The organism is Brenneria sp. L4-2C, assembly GCF_040240335.1.
GTDB lineage: Bacteria > Pseudomonadota > Gammaproteobacteria > Enterobacterales > Enterobacteriaceae > Brenneria.
On the sequence record NZ_JBEIAC010000003.1, the window covers coordinates 17,401 to 37,778 of the forward strand.

Consider the following 20,378-nt stretch of genomic DNA (forward strand, 5'->3'; position numbering starts at 1 on the left):
AAACAGCAAGAAACGGGGCGGCAGTCGAAAGACGTCGCCCCGTTTCGTTATGCTGCCAGTCGCATCCGACCATACCCATTTGTTTGCAAATAATCCTGAAAACATCGCATTTCCCGGCATTGGCTTTGAACAAAAGTATTCAAAAGCCTATATTCGGCATAATTCATCGTTAAGGGATGACGACATGGGAGTTATTTTTGCCGATTTATGGAATGCTCATCCTGAAGTTAAAGGTGACGAAAATCCTTGCAGACGCAAAGACGGTCATAAAGCATTTGATGACCAATGCGCAATACGAATAGGAACGGCGTTGGCTCGATGTGGGTATGATGTATCAAACTCCGGGCAGAATTTTGTTGGCTCCATCCCAAAAGTAAAGGCCATATCCTACGAGCTGAAGAACTCGCCAATGCGCTTAAACAGCGCCCCTATCCCTGGCATTTTTCCTGCGGTCAAAGTTGATGTTAAAAACTTCGAACAGGTGCTTGGGGAACAGACTGGAATAATTTTTTTTAAGGATTATTGGCGTCGAAGAAACGAATCTTTTGCCAACCGCTCAGGCGATCACATAGACCTATGGAATGGTTCACGTCTTACCTTACGCTCTAGTTATTTTCGTATTCAGTGGGGATTTAGCTGGGAAGGTCAATTCAGTGACTTTTTTGATGCAAAAGAAATCTGGTTTTGGAAAGTGATATGAATATAGTCAAAATGCTGCTTTTCATCTTGGTCGGAGCGGCACTCGGCGGCGCTATAATGTTCGCTCTTTTCCCACTGATTACACATTACCTTGTCGGCGCTATACAGGGGGAAGATCAAATGTCGCTCAATGCCACAATATTTTTCGTTGGCCTGCCTTCATGCACTGTTGTTGGAGCCATAATTGGCGGCTCACTTGGTCGCCGCCAATTAAGACGCTGATTTATCAGACGGTCAGTCAGACATCCGCGATTACAGATTTGATCCACTAAGGCGGTCGCCCGGCGCGCAACCGCCCCAACGGTTGCGGCGGACAGCCGGATCTACAGACCTATCGCATATTTCAGCGCCCGCTGTTTCAGCGCGCCGGCTCGTTGCGCGGCCATCAAGGCCAGATTGCGCGCCACGTTCAGCGGAGGCAATGAATTGCTGAACGCGTTGTAGAATAAATCCATGCCGCTTTGCATCAGCAGGTTATCCGGCATGCGACGGCACTGATAGCGACGCAATATACGTTCCGAAGACCAATTCTCACCGGCGTCGCGGGCGTTGATCAGGATATCCAATAAGGCTTCCACATCCCGGTAACCCAGGTTCACGCCCTGCCCCGCCAGCGGATTGATGGTATGCGCCGCGTCGCCCAATAACACCAGTCCCGGTTGTACATACCGCTGCGCATGACGACGCACCAACGGGAACGATCCGGCAGCCCGCGCGTTAACGCTTCCCAGACGCTCGGGAAACGTAACGGCAATCTGTTTATCCAATTGCGCTAACGGCAAGGCCTGAAGCTGGCGGATGCGCTGCGGGCTGTCGTACCACACCAGCGAACCCCAGCGCCCGAACAACGGCAGGAAAGCGCGCGGGCCGTCGGGGGTGAACTGCTGCCAGGTAACGTCCTGCTGCTGCGACGCCATCTCAACGCTAATCAGCATGCAGGACTGACGATACTGCCAGCCATTGACGCCGATTCCCGCCCACTGCCGCACCTGGGAGCTGGCGCCGTCAGCGCCGACCAGCAGCGTCGTCGTCAGACTCTGTCCATCATCCAGCGAAAGACGCCAGCCCTCCGCCGTGCGTTGCATGCTTTTCAACTTATTCGGGCAGTAGCATCGACAATGTTCAAGCTCGCGCAACGATGCCCATAACGCCAGCTGCAACACCCGGTTTTCCACCATAAAACCCAGCTCGGGCAAATGAATATCCGCCGCGTCGAAGACCACGCGGGCATTATCCCATTCCCAGGTTTCCAGGCGACGGTAAGGCGCGCTGCGCATCCGCTCAACCTGCGTCCAGGCGCCCAGTTGTTTCAACAGCGCGACGGACGCATAGCCGATGGCTGAAATACGCAGGTCCGGCGGACTATCGGCGGTAAAAGACGCCGGCGACTCATGTTCAATCACCGCGACCTGAAAACCATTCCGGGCAAGTCCTAATGCGGCGGCGGCGCCCACCATTCCGCCGCCGACGATGATCGCATCATAATGCATACTGGTTTCATCCCTAATTTGTCTGTACCCGTTATCTTGCAAGTTGCAGAGGCATTGGCCGCCTGTCCGCATCCGGCAATCTATAGGGTCTATGCTTAGTAACAGCAAAGAAAATACCTATCAGCAGTGTACTGGATTTCAAATGACTTTTTCACAAAAGCGCAGGGTTTATGAAACCGCCGCGCTTTTTTATAAAGATGAAACTTTGCGGACTCTGGTCACAACGGCAGCAAAAGATTACAATACGCGCCCCCAATAAAGGGAAAGCTTTCTTACCCGCACTGAGTAATGGCAAGTCGATGACAAAAAAACTGCATATTAAAACCTGGGGCTGTCAGATGAACGAATACGATTCATCGAAGATAGCCGACTTACTGGGAAGTACGCACGGTTATGAACTAACCGAGGTCGCGGAAGAGGCCGATGTTCTGCTGCTGAACACCTGTTCCATCCGTGAAAAAGCGCAGGAAAAGGTCTTCCATCAACTTGGCCGCTGGAAAGCGCTGAAAGAGAACAAACCAGATCTGATTATCGGCGTAGGCGGCTGCGTGGCGTCGCAGGAAGGCGCGCACATTCGTGAACGCGCGCACTACGTCGATGTCATTTTCGGCCCGCAGACTTTGCATCGCCTGCCGGAAATGATTAACCACGTGCAGGGTACCCGTAGCCCGATAGTGGATATCAGCTTCCCTGAAATCGAGAAGTTCGACCGGCTGCCGGAACCGAAGGCGGAAGGCCCGACGGCGTTCGTTTCCATCATGGAAGGTTGTAATAAATACTGCACCTACTGCGTCGTACCCTATACCCGCGGCGAAGAAGTCAGCCGTCCGTGCGATGACGTGCTGTTTGAAATCGCACAATTGGCCGAGCAAGGGGTACGTGAAGTCAACCTGCTGGGGCAAAACGTTAACGCCTACCGCGGCGCGACCTACGACGGTGAAATCTGCTCATTCGCGGAACTGCTGCGTCTGGTGGCGGCCATCGACGGCATCGACCGTATTCGCTTTACCACCAGCTATCCGATTGAGTTCACCGACGACATCATCAGCGTCTATGAAGACACGCCGGAACTGGTCAGCTTCCTGCATTTGCCGGTACAAAGCGGCTCCGACCGCGTACTGAACATGATGAAGCGCAACCACACCGCGCTGGAATATAAGGCGATCATTCGCAAGCTGCGCAACGCGCGTCCGGATATTCAGGTCAGTTCCGACTTTATCGTCGGTTTCCCCGGCGAAACCCAGGCCGACTTTGAACAAACCATGAAGCTGATCGCCGACGTCAACTTCGACATGAGTTTCAGCTTTATCTACTCCCCCAGACCGGGTACGCCGGCGGCGGACATGGTGGACGACGTCTCGGAAGAAGAGAAAAAGCAGCGGCTGTACATCTTGCAGGATCGCATCACCCAGCAGGCGATGCAGTACAGCCGTCGTATGCAGGGCACCATCCAGCGCATTCTGGTGGAAGGCACGTCGCGCAAGAGCGTCATGGAGCTGTCGGGACGCACGGAGAACAACCGCGTGGTCAACTTCGAAGGCACGCCCGACATGATTGGTAAATTCGTCGATGTGGAAATCGTCGACGTTTACCCCAATTCATTGCGCGGCATCGTGGTGCGCACCGAAGATCAGATGGATCTGCGCGTACACGAGTCGCCGTCCGCGGTGATCGCCCGTACGCGCAAAGAAAACGAAATCGGCGTGGGCATCTATCAGCCTTAATCGTCGTCACGACAAGCGATATCTTCATTATGGGTGGCGTTGCCACCCATTGAGGTTGCTGACAAACCTTCCCAATCCCGTCATTCCCGCGGCAATAGGCGGGAATCTCCCCCTGAAACCGCAAACAGCCATCGGCTGATTCCCGCCTTCGCGGGAATGACGGGAGTGGGCCGTGGAGGAGGATCGTGGTGTATTATGAGCTTTGTCAGCAGATTGCTACTTGCGCCATTTGCCATTAGCGATAAATAATCCATACATGTGGCGCAGCGAAAACTGCGCTGTCTGATACAGGTCGTCACGCGGCCTGCCGCTAAAGCCAAAGAGGAATAATTTGAACGTAACGACAAAAGAGATCGCCCTTGAACCCGCAGATAACCAACGCCTGCTGAGCCTCTGCGGACCGTTTGACGATAACGTCAAGCAGTTGGAGCGCCGTCTGGGTATTGAAATCAATCGTCGGGATAACAAATTCAAGCTGGTAGGCAAAGCAGTCTGCGTTGACGCTGCGGCCGATATCCTGAAGCATCTGTATGTCGATACCGCTCCGGTGCGTGGCATCGTTGGCGACATTGAACCCGAGCAAATTCACCTCGCCATCAAAGAGTCCCGCGCGCTGGAGCAGTCTGCCGAAAGCGTTCCCGATTACGGCAAGGCGGTTAATATTCAAACCAAACGCGGCGTGATTAAACCGCGTACGCCCAATCAGGCGCAGTACATCGCGCACGTACTCGACCATGACATCACGTTTGGCGTCGGCCCGGCGGGGACGGGGAAAACCTATCTGGCGGTCGCGGCTGCCGTGGATGCGCTGGAGCGCCAGGAAATCCGCCGTATTTTGCTGACCCGCCCGGCGGTTGAAGCCGGCGAAAAACTGGGCTTTCTGCCGGGCGATCTAAGCCAGAAAGTCGATCCTTATCTGCGCCCGCTGTACGATGCCCTGTTTGAAATGCTGGGTTTCGAAAAAGTCGAAAAGCTGATCGAACGTAATGTGATCGAAGTAGCGCCGCTGGCCTATATGCGTGGCCGAACGCTGAACGATGCGTTTATCATTCTGGACGAAAGCCAGAATACCAGCATCGAGCAGATGAAAATGTTCCTGACCCGCATCGGTTTTAATTCCAAAGCGGTGATCACCGGCGACGTGACGCAGATTGACTTACCGCGCAACCAGAAATCGGGTCTGCGTCATGCTATTGAAGTGCTGGCCGACGTTGAAGAGATCAGCTTTAACTTCTTCAGCAGCGAGGATGTGGTGCGTCACCCGGTGGTGGCCCGGATCGTCAATGCTTATGAAGCCTGGGAAATCGCCGACCAAAAACGTAAAGACGCGCTGGCGGAACAACGTAAACGCGAGGCGCAATCGGCTTCGGAACAGGAACACAAATGAGTCAGGTCATCCTTGATTTACAAATCGCCAGCGAACAGGCCCAGGGATTGCCTGACGTAAAGGATTTTCAGCGCTGGCTGGAAGGGGTGTTGCCGCAGTTTCAGGCGGTCTCGGAAGTGACTATCCGCATCGTGGATGAAGCGGAAAGCCGGCATCTGAACCATACCTACCGGGACAAAGACAAGCCGACCAATGTGCTTTCATTTCCGTTTGAGGCGCCGCCGGAAGTCGAACTGCCCCTGCTGGGCGATCTCATCATCTGTCGTCAGGTGGTTGAGCGGGAAGCCGATGAGCAGGAAAAGACGCGGGAAGAACATTGGGCGCACATGGTTGTCCATGGCAGTCTGCATCTGCTAGGGTATGACCATATCGAAGACAGCGAAGCCGAAGAGATGGAAGCGCTGGAAACGGAAATAATGCAAAATATGGGATATGCCGACCCCTATCTTGCAGAAAAAGACAGCTTTACTGAATAATAGGCTGCCGCGTTTGCTATCAAGGGAAATCGTCCGCAGGGGCGTTTTCCCGGCAACCCTTGATATCACCGCGATTCTGCCCTCAGCCGCAATAATGAAATCATTCTGGATTACAAACTATTTTCACGTCAGTCAGGCTGCACCATTCTTCCCGACCTGCTGATTACGATTCATTAACATGAGAGATATTAATTAAAACGCCATGAGCGACGACCATTCTCAAAACAGCGATAGCCCCAGTCCCAAAAAGGGTTTCTTTTCTTTAATCCTCAATCAGCTTTTTCACGGCGAACCGAAAGATCGCAACGATCTGCTGGCGCTGATCCGTGATTCCGAACAGAACGATCTGATTGATCCGGAAACCCGGGATATGCTTGAAGGCGTAATGGATATCGCCGAGCAACGCGTACGCGACATCATGATCCCGCGTTCGCAGATGATTACTCTGAAGCACAACCAAACGTTGGAAGAGTGTCTGGACGTCATTATCGAATCCGCGCATTCCCGCTTCCCCGTCATCAGCGAAGATAAAGACCATATCGAAGGTATTCTGATGGCCAAGGACTTGCTGCCTTTTATGCGCAGCGATTCCGAGCCCTTCAGCATGGATAAAGTGTTGCGCTCCGCCGTCGTCGTGCCGGAGAGTAAACGCGTCGACCGGATGTTGAACGAATTCCGCTCCCTGCGTTATCATATGGCAATCGTGATTGACGAATTCGGCGGCGTGTCCGGACTGGTCACCATCGAAGATATCCTTGAGTTAATCGTTGGCGAGATTGAAGACGAATACGACGATGAAGAAGATCGCGATATCCGTCAGCTCAACCGCCAGACCTATACCGTGCGCGCGCTTACCGATATCGAAGACTTCAATGAAGCCTTCGGTACGCAGTTCAGCGATGAAGAGGTCGATACCATCGGCGGTTTAATCATGCAGTCTTTCGGACATTTGCCTGCTCGTGGAGAAACCATTGAGATAGAAGGTTATCTGTTTAAAGTTGCGATGGCCGACAGCCGACGCATTATCCAGGTACACGTCAGAATTCCTGACAACGCGCCCCAACCTCAACTGGAAGACTAATTTACCAATGGCTCTCGCCTCTTTTCTTCAACGCCAGCAGGTTCGCGCCCTGCTGGCGCTTTTGTTCGGCGCCTGCGGCACGCTGGCGTTTTCTCCCTTTGACTTCTGGCCGGCCGCGCTTATCGCCCTGATGGGATTGCTGGCGCTGACCCTGAACCGCAGCGTGCGCCAGTCAGCCTGGATTGGCTTTTGTTGGGGCCTTGGCCTGTTCGGCAGCGGCGTAAACTGGGTGTACGTCAGCATTGCCCAGTTCGGCGGCATGCCCGAAGCCATCAATATCGGGCTGGTGCTGCTGCTGGCCGCCTATCTGGCGCTCTATCCTTTGCTGTTTTCCGCGCTTATGGCGCGGCTGTGGCCGAAAACCACCTGGTGGCGACTGGCTATCGCTTCGCCGGCGCTCTGGCAACTGACGGAGTTTCTGCGCGGATGGGTACTGACCGGTTTTCCGTGGCTACAATTCGGCTACAGCCAGATTGACGGCCCGCTGAAAGGGATCGCGCCGTTGCTGGGTATCGACGCCATTACTTTCCTGCTGATGAGCATCAGCGGCCTGCTGGTTTTCGCTCTGCATCAGCGCCGCATCGGGCCGGCGGTTATCGCCATCGCCATGCTGGCGCTGCCGTGGCCGCTGCGCAATCTTCACTGGTTCAATCCGCTGCCCGAACGCGCGGTGAATGTGGCGCTGGTGCAGGGGAATATCCCCCAGGAACTGAAGTGGAATTCGGATCAACTGCTGGACACGCTGAGAATTTATCTCGACAACAGTCTGCCCTATATGGCTAAAGCACCGATTATCATCTGGCCCGAATCCGCCATTCCTGATATCGAAAGCCGCCAGGGCGCTTATCTTTCCCAAATAGACGATATTCTGCGCAGAGAGCATAGCAGCTTGCTCACCGGCATCGTTGATTCACGGCGTAACGGTTCGCAATATGACGTTTACAACAGCATTATCGTGCTGGGCGATCAAACGCCTTATCATTATCCAACCGCCAATCGCTACAACAAGCATCACCTGGTTCCTTTCGGCGAGTTTGTTCCTCTGGAAACGCTGTTGCGTCCGCTGGCGCCGCTATTCGATTTGCCGATGTCCTCCTTCAGCCGCGGCCATTACCTTCAACCGCAGTTAAACGTTAGCGGCTATAAGCTGACCGCGGCCATCTGTTATGAAATTATTCTTGGCCATCAGATGCGGGACAACTTCCGCGAAGACACCGATATGCTGCTCACCATCTCGAACGACGCCTGGTTCGGCCATTCCATCGGGCCGTGGCAGCATTTCCAGATGGCGAGGATGCGCGCGCTGGAGCTGGGGCGCCCGCTGGTTCGCAGCACCAACAATGGCGTAACGGCCGTGATTGCCGCTGACGGCGCCATCAGCGCCAGCCTGCCGCAGTTTACCCGCGCGGTGCTGGATGCGCAGGTCGTCCCCGCCTCTGGGCTTACGCCTTATGCCCGTTTCGGCTCCTGGCCGCTGTGGATCATCACGCTGCTAGGCGGTTTTACCGCCGCTGCCTTCAGTTTCCGCCGTCGTTAATCCCTTCCTCTCAAGCTAACGGCATGTTAACGCATGCCTTTAGTTATTTATGGCATGATCTTTGCCTGTTAAATATATTGTAAATGGTTGTCTCAACGTTTTTTTATCGTTTCGCTCAGCAATGGCACATTTTTAGGGCAACGAATGCACCAATTTAGCGCGTAACGGTTTTGTTGCCATCATTCGGTGCAGAGTGGGTCGCAAAAAACAAACATTTATGCATCAAACCATTTACAATGAGCTATTTTTTAACAGTATACGTCGTTACTTCGCTCTTTAGCGGTGCATGATTTTTGTACCGAGGAAGTCTCTGAACGTCATCATTAATTTAGCAGCACAACTTTAGCGCCATCACTAAAGCGCCATCACTACAGCAAAGGAGTTCAAACATGCAAATGCGTAAACTGGCACTATCACTGCTTCTACTTGGTACCTCAGCCAGCCTGGCCCAGGCGGAAGATCTGGCTGGCACGCTGAAAAAAGTAAAAGATAATGGCGTTATCGTTATCGGCCATCGTGAATCGTCAGTGCCTTTCTCTTACTACGATAACCAGCAAAAAGTTGTCGGCTACTCTCAGTCTTATTCGGATAAGATCGTCGAGGCAGTAAAGAAAAAGCTGGATGCGCCTAACCTACAGGTCAAACTGCTGCCCATTACCGCACAAAATCGCATTCCCCTGTTGCAGAACGGCACCTACGATCTGGAATGCGGCTCAACCACCAACAACCTGGAACGGCAGAAACAAGCGGCTTTCTCGAACACCATTTTCGTTGTCGGCACCCGTCTGTTAACGAAAAAAGATTCCGGTATTAAAGATTTCCCGGATCTGGCGGGAAAACCGGTGGTGGTCACCTCCGGTACAACGTCTGAAATCCTGCTGAATAAGATGAATGACGAGAAAAAACTGAATATGCGCATCATCAGCGCTAAAGATCATGGCGACTCTTTCCGCACGCTGGAAAGCGGACGCGCCGTCGCCTTTATGATGGATGACGCGCTGCTGGCGGGCGAACGCGCCAAAGCCAGAAATGCGGCTCAGTGGGATATCGTCGGCACGGCGCAGTCGGAAGAAGCCTACGGCTGTATGCTGCGTAAAGACGATCCGCAGTTCAAGCAACTGGTTGATGAAACCATCGCTGAAGTACAAACCTCCGGCGAAGCCGAAAAATGGTTTGATCGCTGGTTCAAACAACCGATCCCGCCAAGAGATCTCAATTTGAACTTTGAACTTTCCGATGAATTAAAAGCCCTGTTCAAAGCGCCGAATGATAAGGCGTTTGACTAATTAGTCATGCATGACGTTAAGGGCGGGATTGCCTGCCCGATGATTGCTGATTCGCGGTAGAGACAGACGAATATGCGATGGTCGTTCCCCATCGCATATCAATATCCAATAGATTTTGAGATGCGAGAAACGGTACCGAGAAAATTCGCTGGCGCTTACCTGGTAAGCAGTTAAACCAGTGACGCATCGGCCAATACCAACGCGCCTGCAACTTGAAAGATTATGGGTAATACGCCGCTCATCAATCTTCAGGGTAGCCTCGCTACCCTTTTTTACCGGAGTTTGTTATGTCAATAGATTGGAACTGGGGCATATTTTTACAAGAGGCCCCATTCGGTAATACTACCTATCTGGGGTGGATATTGTCCGGCCTGAAAGTGACGGTCGCCTTGTCCATATGCGCCTGGATTATTGCGTTTTTAGTCGGATCTTTATTTGGTATTTTACGTACCGTCCCTAACCGTTTTCTGGCGGGAATTGGTACCTGCTACGTTGAGTTATTCCGTAACGTACCGCTGATTGTACAATTTTTCACCTGGTATTTGGTGGTGCCGGAACTGTTGCCAACCGATATCGGCATGTGGTTTAAAGCGGAACTCGATCCCAACATTCAGTTCTTCTTATCCTCCATGATCTGTCTGGGCCTGTTTACCGCGGCTCGCGTGTGCGAACAGGTGCGCGCAGGCATCCAGTCTCTGCCGCGCGGTCAACAGGCCGCGGGGCTGGCGATGGGGCTGACGCTGCCGCAGACCTACCGCTACGTGCTGCTTCCCAACGCTTACCGCGTGGTCGTGCCGCCGTTGACGTCGGAAATGCTTAATCTGGTCAAAAACTCCGCCATCGCCTCCACCATCGGTCTGGTGGATATGGCTGCTCAGGCAGGCAAGTTGCTGGATTACTCCGCCCACGCGTATGAGTCTTTCACCGCGATTACCCTGGCCTATGTCGGTATTAATGTCATTATTATGATGATCATGCAGGTAGTTGAGAAGAAAACCCGTTTGCCGGGCAATATGGGGAGCAAATAATTCATGTATGAATTTGACTGGAGTTCCATTGCACCTAGTCTGCCCTATCTGCTACAGGGCATGGTGATCACGCTTAAAATTACCGTTACCGCGGTCATTGTCGGTATTATCTGGGGAACCATTCTGGCGGTAATGCGGCTTTCACCGTTCAAACCGATAAGCTGGTTCGCCAAACTGTACGTCAACACGTTCCGTTCCATACCTTTGGTCATGGTATTGCTGTGGTTCTATCTGGTGGTGCCCAGCTTATTGCAAAATGTGCTCGGCCTTTCGCCAAAGACGGATATTCGATTAATCTCAGCGATGGTTGCCTTCTCGTTATTTGAAGCCGCCTATTATTCTGAGATTATCCGAGCGGGCATACTCAGCGTGTCTCGCGGGCAATCATCGGCGGCACTGGCGCTCGGTATGACCCACTGGCAATCGATGAAGCTGGTGATCCTGCCGCAGGCATTCCGCGCAATGGTACCCCTGCTGCTGACGCAGGGCATCGTCCTGTTCCAGGATACGTCGCTGGTTTACGTGCTTAGCCTGGCCGATTTCTTCCGTACCGCCTCGATGATTGGGGAACGCGACGGAACACAAATTGAAATGATCCTATTTGCCGGATTTGTTTATTTTATTATCAGCATCAGCGCATCAATGCTGGTCAGTTACCTGAAAAAAAGGACGGTTTGATGATTTTCCTGAAAAATGTTTCTAAATGGTATGGTCAATTTCAGGTGCTAACCGACTGCTCCACGGAAGTCAAAAAAGGTGAGGTAGTCGTAGTTTGTGGCCCTTCCGGCTCCGGTAAGTCCACCTTGATCAAAACCGTTAACGGCCTGGAACCCATTCAAAAGGGCGAGATTGAAGTCAACGGCATCATCGTTAACGACAGAAAAACCAATCTGGCCCAGTTACGCTCAAAAGTCGGCATGGTGTTCCAACACTTTGAGCTGTTCCCTCACCTGTCCATTATCGACAACCTGACGCTGGCGCAGGTAAAAGTCTTGAGACGCAACACTGAGGAATCGCGCGCTAAAGGGTTAAAGCTGCTGGAACGCGTGGGATTGAGCGCTCAGGCAAACAAGTTCCCCGGCCAACTGTCCGGGGGACAACAGCAGCGTGTCGCCATTGCCCGCGCGCTGTGCATGGACCCTATCGCGATGCTGTTCGACGAACCGACCTCGGCGCTTGATCCGGAAATGATCAACGAGGTGTTGGACGTTATGGTGGAACTGGCGCAGGAAGGGATGACCATGATGGTGGTGACGCATGAAATGGGCTTTGCCCGCAAGGTTGCGCATCGGGTCATTTTTATGGATGAGGGAAAAATCATTGAAGATACGCCGAAAGACGAATTCTTCAATAATCCCAAGTCCGACCGCGCCAAAGACTTCCTGGCGAAGATCCTGCACTAATCCAACAAGAATAAGGGCTAGCCGCCGCCAGCCCTTATTCTCTCGTCTGAGAGTTCTTGCCGAACGCCGCGCGCGCCACTAAAGAAAACGATATATATCCTGTAGGCTGGCGCAATGCAATTTTTTGAGCGCTTTCTGCCGCAGAGCATAAATCGTCTTGATGCTTTTATGTTTTTCCTCTGCGTCCTGTTTAGCCCGATAGCCGGAGAGTAAGTTGATGAAGGCCTCCATCTGACAACGCGCCAGCCGGGATTTCATCCTGTTCGCCATGATCATCCTGTTATTGCTGATGCGATCATTTAAATAATAACCAAGCTGTCGGACCGTACAGTTCACAGAAATAAAGCGCTGAGGATCTATATTTTTATAACACAACGCCAACAGCGACAGCATATTATCCTTTCCTATTATGGTAATCCTCTGCTGATTCAAGTAACGAGAATTTTTAGTATCTGAGAAAAATCGAAGAAAAACGCATAAATCATTAATGTTCTGCAAAACAAAAATAAAACGGTCGGCCTGCGGCCAGAGAAATAATGGCGGTTGGTTTTCATCGCCTGCGGCTAAAAACAGCGATACCGGATAATAGATCACATCGCTATCTGTGCTGATTTTTTCGCTAAACACATGCTTAATCGCCTCGTAATAATAATAACACGATGTAAAGACCATTATTTTTTTCCGACGCATAAGCCCCTCTCCGAAAAAATTCAGAAAAAATCAAAATGAAAAAAAACAGAACCATGGCGCAGCCTGGCCGTGCCTTATTATTGATAACTCAGTTTGAAATTCACCGCCGCGCTATAACTTCCCGGCGTTAACGTCATACCACGAATTCGTTCTAGTCTGGCGTTAAAGTTTAATACGTTATCGCCAGCGTAAAGCGGGAGCCAGCCGGTACCGTCATTAAGCGGAATGCTTTGATCTTGATAATAAATCCCGATGGCGACCCCGCGCGCAACGGATGCCGGATTCAGCGCCAGCCGCCCTGGCAATGCCGCCTCTTCCGTACCCAAAAAGCTGACCGCGACGCTCTGCATGGTTTGCGTGCTGCATCCGGTCAGTTGAATGGAGAAATCATGCCGGACGCCATAACCATTGACCTCCAGATCCCGTTTTGACTCCTCGCCCAGATCCACGGCGATATTTTCAGAATCGGGGCTTAACACGCACGGCGAATCAACGACCCGGACATGAACCCTGACGTCGTAGTTATTCTCGAACTGGGCGCCGCGCCCCGGATTTAACGCTGCGGCTTGCGCCTGCGACTGGATAGCCGTCATACCCAGCGCCAACAGGATATAGGTCATACGCCGGGATACCGTCTGTCTGTTTCCTTTCATCGCCGATGGCCTCAGTTATAGTTAAAGCGCAGAACGATATATTTCTCCACGTCGCCGGTAACGGCCGGCCCTGAAGCATACAAACTGGCTGAATATCTTTTTTCCACCGTACCGCTGGCCGACGTCAGGTTATTGATGAAGGTGACAAATTCATTAAACGGAATGCCGTTGCCCGATGACTCTTCATTAATTTTTAGCGTCGATCCATTTCCCATATCCATCCCGTCGATGCCGACCGGCGCGTTCCCTTTTGTCGCGGTATCAAAGTTAATGGTCAAATTAAAGCCCAGTCCGCAATCCTCTCCGCCGTCGGTTGAGGCGCTGATCTGAAAACCCTGTTTAGCCAGTAACCCGGCGGACGCGTCCGACCATGACTGGATAGTCCCGAAATCAATGTTGTTATCGGGCGAAACATGGACCTGCGCCGAGCACTGGATCACATCAATATTCTTTAATCCGGACAGCGTAAACTGATAGTTGCCGCCGGGATTCTTGTTGATGCCCAACTCGCCGTCCACCTGAAATACCGACAGGGAGTCAACGCCATAGCTGGCGTTGCTCATATCGCCGATCTTTTCCAGATACACCTGCACCGTCACCGGCAACATAGTCGGATTACTCGGCGGCAAACTCCCCGACGGACCGGGATAAACAAACATGCCGGTCGAGACGCGCGAGCTGCTCGTGCCGCCGCCGGTGACCACGCCCAAATCCTGGCCGTTATAGATAATGCCGATACCAATTCCCGTCCCAATCACCGCACCGTAAGGGTTAGGATAAAAAAACGAGTATTCCCCGTTCGGCTTCTTGTTTTTATAAGCCCAACAGGCCAGGTTGCGGCTATAGGTTTTCGAGGTCCACAGGCGGCTGCCTATCGGCAGCGTGGATGGGATTTTCATCGCCCCGATGTTTTCATAATCCGCAACCGGTCCGGAAGTCGTATCCTTATGGCACTCCAATGCGGCGACATTGAAAGCCGGCAGAAACAGAGAAGCGGCCAGCAATCCCCCGCCAAATAGCTTCGTAATAGCGATCATCATGCACGCTCTTTTATCAGTTAGTTTTTCTGTTCGACCGCGCAGGTATTCTGCCGGCATACAAAATGCAATTCCGGATGGCCGCCGTAATCATTGACATAATACAAATAGAAATCCTGTACCGATGAATCGGCGACATTGATATTCATTACCGATTTGGGCTCGACCATAAAGGCTTTGTCATTCAGCAACTGCTGCGGATTGCGGCTCTTTTCTTTTGACTGCTTAAGAATATTGCTGACCGTAATAAAATAGGGCGTGGGGTTCTCCACAATAAACTGCTTACCGGCTTTTTTAATCTTTAACCGGGTTTGCCAGATATCATTGCGGGCCGGTTTTATCGCCGACGGGCGATAAAACACCTTAATTTCCGACTGTACGGCAATCTGCAACACATTATCCTTTTCCGGCTTTGGCGGAATTTCACGGACATTCAGATAAAACAACGATTCCCGATCCTGCGGCAGCTTATCGACGCCCGTGGTTTTCACCACGCGAATCAGCGTGCGCCCGCCCGCTTCAATACGTTGCAGCGGCGGTAGTACCGTAAACGGCGCCGAAATCTTTTTATGATCTTTATCCGCCAGCCAGCTTTGCGCCAAAAAGGGATTTTTGCCGTTTTCATTAATCAAAGTTACCGTAGACGACTGCTCCGCCCCGTCGAAAATAACCCGGGTACGATCAAGATTAATCGCGGCCTGTGCAACAGGAAGAGATAAAAGGCCGCCGGCAAGTAATAATCCCGGCAACAAATAATAACGACGTTGGTTCATTTACTTTTCTCCGTTTAATTCTGTCGTTGCCGACAGGGACCGGCAAGGCAATAACAACTGCGCCAACTCATTGAATTTGGCCGGCAGCGTAAACCGGCACTGCGTCTTTCCGTTCCACTGAACCGACAATGTTTCATTTTCCGACACGCCGGTTAAATACGCCTGACCACCATCGGTCACCATAGCGACTTCGCGTCCGCGCTGGCTTCTGATTGTCGAGGCAAAAGGCGGATTGCGTCCGTCAGGCAGCGTGATCACGCCGAGCGCCTTGCCGCCGCTGACCACATCAAATTTGCGATAGCCGATCGCCCCTTCGGTCAGGGTTCCCTGAATAATCGTCGTATTGGCTTCGATATTATTCGGCAGATGCCGTACGTCGACCCGAGTCGAGAGATCGTAGTAGCTGCTGGCGCCGGCAATAACCGCCACGCCATAGTCATTGGTGACCACGCTGCCGTCGGCGAAAGGCACGCCGGCTACCCCATCCGTATCAACCATGATACGCGTGCCGCCGCCGGCGCCTTTCTGATGCGCGGCGATGCCATGCCGGGTTGCCGTCACGCCGCCGCGCATCGAGCCATTCAAATAGGTGTAGCCGCTCTGCTGCCAGGAAAAACCGAGGCTGGCGTTGTGGGAAGACGCGACATGATGATAATTACCGCTGATATAGGCCTTCTCCGTCTCCTCATAGCGCGTACTCAGATCCCAGGAATTATGCTGATCCTGCTGATTGCTGTAAGTCAGCATCTGCGACATTTTGCCGTTGTAGCTGCCCAGGCTATAGCCCACGCGTTCCCGGTCACGCAGCGGAATCGAAAAATTGAGGTAGATACTGTCATCCTGTCTGCCGTAAAACATCGTGCGCCAGGCGGACACGCCGGCCGAAATGCCTTTAACCGGACCGATATCCAGATACTTGTTCAGCGAAACGCCATAGCGGTTCTGCTGCCGGGCATCCCAGAACGTCTGCCGGGTATAGGACAGATAGGAGGAGAGTCCGTCCAGCCAGGGGCTTTCGTCGTCAAAGCTTTTCGACAGCGTAATGGTGTAACGTTCTTTCTCGCTACGGCTATCGCTCTCATTATTCAGCGCATACAGATACTGAGACATCCCCATGAAGGTTTTTTCGGAAAAGCGATATCCGGCAAAACTGACCTGTCCATTGATGGACTCAAAACGCTTGGACCAACTGAGCGAAAATGAATGTCCCTTCTGTGCCGGTTTATTGGGTAAACTCGCCCGCGACTGGGTAATATCCGCCGACAGCGCCCCCAGCAGATAGAGATTACGTCCCAGCCCCGCCGACCATGATTGATAACTGTCGGCCAGCGTCGTCCCGCCATATAACGACCAGGCATTGGATATCCCCCAGGAAAACTCGCCGGACGAAAACGCCGGTCCCTGAGCATGATGATCGGTATCCGACGGCCGCCCCGCGGACACTTTGTATTGGATATGTCCCGGACGGGTCAGATAGGGCAAGCTGGCCGCCTCGGTCTGAAACGTTGATACTGAGCCGTCTTCCTCCGTGATCCGCACTTCCAGCGTACCTGTGACGCCGCTTTTGAAATCCTGAATGGCAAACGGCCCGGCCGGCACCGTCGTTTCATAGACCACGCGCTTATCCTGCGTCACCGTGACCGTGGCGTTGGATTTGGCCACGCCGCGGATCTCCGGGGCATACCCTCTCAGCGCCGGCGGCAACATCTCCTCATTGCTCGCCAGGCTGACCCCGGTGAAACGAATGCTGTCGAACAGGTTAGTGTTCTGGTACATCTCGCCCAGGCCGAGATCCGCGGACATCAGCGGCAGCGGGCGATAGGCATAAAACTGATCCCAGGAAAACGCATCGTTACGCGCGTTGCGGCTTTTGTTCAGCAAATAACGATAATCGGCGCGGTAGCGCCAGGCGCCCAGATTAAAACCGGCGGTGCCATAGCCGCCCAGATACTGGGATGTGCCTGCTCTCCCCCGATCGCGGCGCAGATTGCCCGTCAGGTTATAGTCCAGCAACAGCCCGTTGATCCCCTGATCCCACTGCTCGGGCGGCGTCCAGTTGTTATCGGTATATTTCAGCCATGCCTGGGGAATGGTGATGTTTAACTCCCCCATGCCGATTTGGTTGGAAATTTTCACCCCGGAAATCGCGGTCAGATCCGCGCACCGACCATCCTGCGACCAGACGATGCGATCCGTTGCTTCAGCCTTGATGGCGAATTTATTGACTATCTCAGGTTCGAGACACAGCGCGGACGACTTGCCCTCAGCCCCGGCGGCGAGATAACGCACCGGGCGCTGTTCAACCGCCCGGCCATTAATCTTGATGTTCAGCAAATACTCGCCGGGAACCACATAGTCCGGGTCGGAGAAACGGCTGAGATCAATTTCATTTTGTTCATCAATATCCAATACGCTGATATTAAATTCCGTCGCCTTACCCTGTTGGGTAAAAAAGGAAATAAAAAAAAGAATAAAAAGATTCGTTCTCTTTGCTTCCTTTATTTTTCCCGCACGCAACAGATTCATCATGAATATATACCAACGTGTTTTTATTAATTAGCGTAAATAAATGAAATTAATCATATGAAACGTGAACATCGCTCACCTTATTTCCGGCTTAAGTATTTTCATGCCGGAAACAAGCTGAACAATATATCGACCTCCTCCAGCTGGAATGAATTGGGCATCCTTTCCCTGCTTCATCTCTTACTGGTAAGAAATCACGAAGTTGGCGGAACTTTCAAAAGAACCCGTTTTCACTTCCGTCGCATTGGCTATTTTTTCCACATAGGAACTGAAGGTGAAGACATTATCGCCATTCGCCAGGTTATAATCGCTTACCGCCGGCGTTGTACCGTCAAAAGCAATCGCTTCGCCGGAATATTTAACAATAATACCGGCACCGGCCGCAGAGCCGTTCAGCGCCAGCATTTTGTCATTACCCGTTACGGTGCCGCCGGCAAATGTCACGTTCGCCGTATTGGATGTTTCAATTGAGCAATCTTTCAGCGTGATATCAAAACTTTTAACTTCCGAAGTACCGCCGCTCTCCAGCACAATCTTGCTGATGTCGCCAAACTCGACGCTTTGCTGTAAATCATCCTGAGATACAGAACAAGGGGTATTAACGATATTGCCCTTGAAAGTGACGGTGCCATTATGGCTATCAAGCGCCTGCGCGCCGGAAGCCATTGCGCAAGTTGCGGCAACGATAGTGACCAATGCGATTTTTGATAATTTCATGTGTTTATTCCCGCTTTTTGATTGAAATAATTAAATGTCTTACTCAATACCTGCCGAAGAGGGATAAAACGCCATTGTCCTGGCGCGCTCTCCCCATTCCATCGGTGCGTTCATTTGTTGTCAGCAAGGTCGACGACAGCATCCAATCGCTGTCTTTCCACACTTTTTGCATGATTCGCGCAAATTAAGCGCCACTCATGCGAGTTTCGGTGGAAATTATCATCAGATGAACGGGGAGCAATATACCTACCAATGTTGATATCAGGCAAATATATTGATTATATTATTATTTTTTAGATTTTATTTTTTATATATATTATTTTATAGATTTTTATTCTGTTTATTTAGGTTTTTACATTTTTATCGCATCATGAACGAGATAACGGGATACGGCTAAAGATATTTATCTTTCGACAATAGCCGCAGATGATAAAAAACGTGCGATTTATCGCTTTATATATAATTACCGATGCAAAAAACATGCTGAATTATTCACTTTTATCTTTTCCTGGTTAAGATATGAATAGCGGATAAGAATTGTTAATTGCGATAAAAAAGAATTAAGATACAGAATGATTCAAAATACTCTTTGACAAGAAAGTGTTAAATTTTTAGACTGTTTTTTAAATCCTGCATTACCATATAGACATAAATCTTTAATTCATGTCTCTATAGAGCATCTATATATGGTTTATTTAATTAATAAATTGGTTATTTTTAGCGAAAAAGACAGCGCTATTTCATGGGTTAATCGCCAGGAAGAGGCCACATCATTAAGTCTCCCCATCGCCAAACTCTTAAAGACCCTGCTCAATAATCCCGCAGTCACATTGAGCAAAGACTTTCTTCTATCCGCCGTACTGGAAGAAAATTCCTTGTCTCCGTCAATGAATAATCTCAACAATTATATTTCTCTGTTAAGAAAAACCTTACGGGAATATGACCTTGCCGATTTGCTCATGACGGTTCCCAAAGTCGGGATCGTGTTCAACACGACGGATATCGAAATAGTATGCGATGAAACACTCTCCCCCAAGGTGGCGGACGAGGTTTTCAAACCGGTCAACAGCAAGTGGAAGGAGTACTGGGGCTATGCGGTTTTTATCGGCGGCGGGATCCTTGTCGCGCTGATCCTGTTGGTGAGCGGCATCATATCCAGCGATTTCCCCGACAAGGAAACGTTCAGAGACTTCACCATAAAAGACTGTCGATTATTCTATCTGGACGATGATCTTTCTCCCGGTGATTTTCCTAAAAAATACAGCAATCTTTGTGAAGAAAACGCCAGAGTTTATTATTACTCAAGAAATATTACCTTACCTAATATTATCACGAGGGAAGAAAAGATTATTTTTGCCTGCAAAAAAGAAGGAAAAAGGTGTTCAACCTATGTCTACATTAAAAGTTAAACCGACTTTTATTATTACGGCGGCTGCCGTCCTTGTAATTTTAACATTAACAATCGCTTATCATTACACTCATTTAACAGAAAAAGTCTTTATGTGCCGGGCAGAGATCAATAGCAGCATAAAAAACGGTCAGGCCGTGATTGTTAAGAGCTACATTTTAAACTTTTACCTGGGGAAACAAGGGAAAGGATCGATAGCGCTGCACGGTATTTATATCAACGTAGGCCAACCGTCCAACATCATCGAGCGAACGATGATGTTTGATTATAGTTGGAACAATAATTACCTACTGATGAAAAACATCACCATGTATAAAAATCCCGTGGATACCGCCCCCGACGATGCGACCCCATTCAGCCAAAATGAAGTGGTCAAGTTTGAAATGCTGACGGATAAAACTTATCTGGTCAGTTCTTTCAGACCCAGCTTCGCCTGTAACATCCGTTAGTCACGCCGCGATCC

General features: G+C 51.1%; 19 protein-coding genes. 12 read left to right on the plus strand and 7 right to left on the minus strand.

All coding sequences use genetic code 11. The features are described from left to right. Positions 1-49 precede the first annotated feature (49 nt). Positions 50-700 (plus strand): T6SS effector amidase Tae4 family protein, encoded by a 651-nt coding sequence (locus ABRZ26_RS06265; RefSeq protein WP_319603402.1) that lies wholly within the window; start codon positions 50-52, stop codon positions 698-700. Positions 701-1,022: 322 nt separating this feature from the next. On the opposite strand, the gene ubiF is transcribed toward ABRZ26_RS06265, so the two are convergent. Further along, entirely contained in the window at positions 1,023-2,189 is a 1,167-nt protein-coding gene (gene ubiF, locus ABRZ26_RS06270; protein WP_319603403.1) for a 3-demethoxyubiquinol 3-hydroxylase, read from the minus strand. Positions 2,190-2,488: 299 nt separating this feature from the next. On the opposite strand from ubiF, the gene miaB reads away from it, so the two are divergent. The 9 genes from miaB to ABRZ26_RS06315 all read left to right on the plus strand — a co-directional run bounded on the left by miaB (position 2,489) and on the right by ABRZ26_RS06315 (position 12,111). Next, positions 2,489-3,913: a tRNA (N6-isopentenyl adenosine(37)-C2)-methylthiotransferase MiaB gene (gene miaB / locus ABRZ26_RS06275; RefSeq protein WP_319603404.1), complete on the plus strand. Its 1,425-nt coding sequence runs from the start codon at positions 2,489-2,491 to the stop codon at positions 3,911-3,913. Between the two features lie 331 nt (positions 3,914-4,244). Further along, the gene (locus tag ABRZ26_RS06280; protein ID WP_319603405.1) at positions 4,245-5,300 is read left to right on the plus strand and encodes a PhoH family protein; all 1,056 of its coding nucleotides are present in this window, start codon (positions 4,245-4,247) and stop codon (positions 5,298-5,300) included. After that, positions 5,297-5,776 carry an rRNA maturation RNase YbeY gene (gene ybeY / locus ABRZ26_RS06285; RefSeq protein ID WP_319603406.1) on the plus strand — a complete coding sequence of 160 codons (480 nt, stop codon included), beginning with the start codon at positions 5,297-5,299 and terminating at the stop codon, positions 5,774-5,776. The genes ABRZ26_RS06280 and ybeY overlap by 4 nt, the downstream gene beginning before the upstream one ends. Positions 5,777-5,978: 202 nt before the next feature. Beyond that, positions 5,979-6,857, plus strand: a complete 879-nt coding sequence (gene corC / locus ABRZ26_RS06290) for a CNNM family magnesium/cobalt transport protein CorC (protein ID WP_319603407.1) — start codon at positions 5,979-5,981, stop codon at positions 6,855-6,857. Between the two features lie 7 nt (positions 6,858-6,864). Beyond that, the gene (gene lnt / locus ABRZ26_RS06295; protein ID WP_319603408.1) at positions 6,865-8,394 is read left to right on the plus strand and encodes an apolipoprotein N-acyltransferase; all 1,530 of its coding nucleotides are present in this window, start codon (positions 6,865-6,867) and stop codon (positions 8,392-8,394) included. Positions 8,395-8,783: 389 nt separating this feature from the next. Further along, positions 8,784-9,680 carry a glutamate/aspartate ABC transporter substrate-binding protein gene (locus ABRZ26_RS06300; RefSeq protein ID WP_319603409.1) on the plus strand — a complete coding sequence of 299 codons (897 nt, stop codon included), beginning with the start codon at positions 8,784-8,786 and terminating at the stop codon, positions 9,678-9,680. 287 nt (positions 9,681-9,967) lie between these two features. Then, complete coding sequence (locus ABRZ26_RS06305; protein WP_319603410.1) at positions 9,968-10,708, plus strand: amino acid ABC transporter permease; 741 nt, start codon at positions 9,968-9,970, stop codon at positions 10,706-10,708. Between the two features lie 3 nt (positions 10,709-10,711). Continuing rightward, on the plus strand, positions 10,712-11,386 hold the full coding sequence (gltK, locus tag ABRZ26_RS06310; protein WP_319603411.1) for a glutamate/aspartate ABC transporter permease GltK: 675 nt from the start codon (positions 10,712-10,714) through the stop codon (positions 11,384-11,386). After that, positions 11,386-12,111: an amino acid ABC transporter ATP-binding protein gene (locus ABRZ26_RS06315; RefSeq protein ID WP_319603412.1), complete on the plus strand. Its 726-nt coding sequence runs from the start codon at positions 11,386-11,388 to the stop codon at positions 12,109-12,111. Before gltK ends, ABRZ26_RS06315 begins: the two co-directional genes overlap by 1 nt. Before the next feature lie 78 nt (positions 12,112-12,189). Here ABRZ26_RS06315 and ABRZ26_RS06320 read toward each other — a convergent pair whose 3' ends face one another. The 6 genes from ABRZ26_RS06320 to ABRZ26_RS06345 form a co-directional block, all read right to left on the minus strand. After that, a complete protein-coding gene (locus ABRZ26_RS06320) occupies positions 12,190-12,738 on the minus strand; it encodes a hypothetical protein (RefSeq protein WP_319603413.1) in 549 nt (182 codons plus the stop codon). 140 nt (positions 12,739-12,878) lie between these two features. After that, the gene (locus ABRZ26_RS06325; protein ID WP_319603414.1) at positions 12,879-13,454 is read right to left on the minus strand and encodes a fimbrial protein; all 576 of its coding nucleotides are present in this window, start codon (positions 13,452-13,454) and stop codon (positions 12,879-12,881) included. An 11-nt stretch (positions 13,455-13,465) separates the two neighbouring features. Then, positions 13,466-14,494, minus strand: coding sequence for a fimbrial protein (locus ABRZ26_RS06330; protein ID WP_319603415.1), 1,029 nt, complete (start codon positions 14,492-14,494; stop codon positions 13,466-13,468). 17 nt (positions 14,495-14,511) lie between these two features. After that, complete coding sequence (locus tag ABRZ26_RS06335; protein WP_319603416.1) at positions 14,512-15,264, minus strand: fimbrial biogenesis chaperone; 753 nt, start codon at positions 15,262-15,264, stop codon at positions 14,512-14,514. Further along, positions 15,265-17,793, minus strand: coding sequence for a fimbria/pilus outer membrane usher protein (locus tag ABRZ26_RS06340; protein WP_319603417.1), 2,529 nt, complete (start codon positions 17,791-17,793; stop codon positions 15,265-15,267). A gap of 177 nt (positions 17,794-17,970) precedes the next feature. Further along, positions 17,971-18,507 carry a fimbrial protein gene (locus tag ABRZ26_RS06345; protein ID WP_319603418.1) on the minus strand — a complete coding sequence of 179 codons (537 nt, stop codon included), beginning with the start codon at positions 18,505-18,507 and terminating at the stop codon, positions 17,971-17,973. Positions 18,508-19,193: 686 nt separating this feature from the next. Here ABRZ26_RS06345 and ABRZ26_RS06350 point away from each other — a divergent pair. Together ABRZ26_RS06350 and ABRZ26_RS06355 are read left to right on the plus strand one after the other, a co-directional pair. Continuing rightward, positions 19,194-19,916 (plus strand): winged helix-turn-helix domain-containing protein, encoded by a 723-nt coding sequence (locus ABRZ26_RS06350; protein ID WP_319603419.1) that lies wholly within the window; start codon positions 19,194-19,196, stop codon positions 19,914-19,916. After that, positions 19,897-20,364, plus strand: a complete 468-nt coding sequence (locus tag ABRZ26_RS06355) for a FidL (protein WP_319603420.1) — start codon at positions 19,897-19,899, stop codon at positions 20,362-20,364. The genes ABRZ26_RS06350 and ABRZ26_RS06355 overlap by 20 nt, the downstream gene beginning before the upstream one ends. Positions 20,365-20,378 lie beyond the last annotated feature (14 nt).

Bases quoted from the DNA above. Each gene is read 5' to 3' on its own strand.
- ABRZ26_RS06335 (WP_319603416.1), bottom strand. From the start codon at position 15,264: ATGAACCAACGTCGTTATTATTTGTTGCCGGGATTATTACTTGCCGGC.
- miaB (WP_319603404.1), top strand. From the start codon at position 2,489: ATGACAAAAAAACTGCATATTAAAACCTGGGGCTGTCAGATGAACGAA.
- ABRZ26_RS06305 (WP_319603410.1), top strand. From the start codon at position 9,968: ATGTCAATAGATTGGAACTGGGGCATATTTTTACAAGAGGCCCCATTC.
- ABRZ26_RS06330 (WP_319603415.1), bottom strand. From the start codon at position 14,494: ATGATGATCGCTATTACGAAGCTATTTGGCGGGGGATTGCTGGCCGCT.
- ABRZ26_RS06350 (WP_319603419.1), top strand. From the start codon at position 19,194: ATGGTTTATTTAATTAATAAATTGGTTATTTTTAGCGAAAAAGACAGC.
- ybeY (WP_319603406.1), top strand. From the start codon at position 5,297: ATGAGTCAGGTCATCCTTGATTTACAAATCGCCAGCGAACAGGCCCAG.
- corC (WP_319603407.1), top strand. From the start codon at position 5,979: ATGAGCGACGACCATTCTCAAAACAGCGATAGCCCCAGTCCCAAAAAG.
- ABRZ26_RS06300 (WP_319603409.1), top strand. From the start codon at position 8,784: ATGCAAATGCGTAAACTGGCACTATCACTGCTTCTACTTGGTACCTCA.
- ABRZ26_RS06315 (WP_319603412.1), top strand. From the start codon at position 11,386: ATGATTTTCCTGAAAAATGTTTCTAAATGGTATGGTCAATTTCAGGTG.
- ABRZ26_RS06340 (WP_319603417.1), bottom strand. From the start codon at position 17,793: ATGATGAATCTGTTGCGTGCGGGAAAAATAAAGGAAGCAAAGAGAACG.
- gltK (WP_319603411.1), top strand. From the start codon at position 10,712: ATGTATGAATTTGACTGGAGTTCCATTGCACCTAGTCTGCCCTATCTG.
- ABRZ26_RS06345 (WP_319603418.1), bottom strand. From the start codon at position 18,507: ATGAAATTATCAAAAATCGCATTGGTCACTATCGTTGCCGCAACTTGC.
- lnt (WP_319603408.1), top strand. From the start codon at position 6,865: ATGGCTCTCGCCTCTTTTCTTCAACGCCAGCAGGTTCGCGCCCTGCTG.
- ABRZ26_RS06325 (WP_319603414.1), bottom strand. From the start codon at position 13,454: ATGAAAGGAAACAGACAGACGGTATCCCGGCGTATGACCTATATCCTG.
- ABRZ26_RS06355 (WP_319603420.1), top strand. From the start codon at position 19,897: ATGTCTACATTAAAAGTTAAACCGACTTTTATTATTACGGCGGCTGCC.
- ABRZ26_RS06265 (WP_319603402.1), top strand. From the start codon at position 50: ATGCTGCCAGTCGCATCCGACCATACCCATTTGTTTGCAAATAATCCT.
- ubiF (WP_319603403.1), bottom strand. From the start codon at position 2,189: ATGCATTATGATGCGATCATCGTCGGCGGCGGAATGGTGGGCGCCGCC.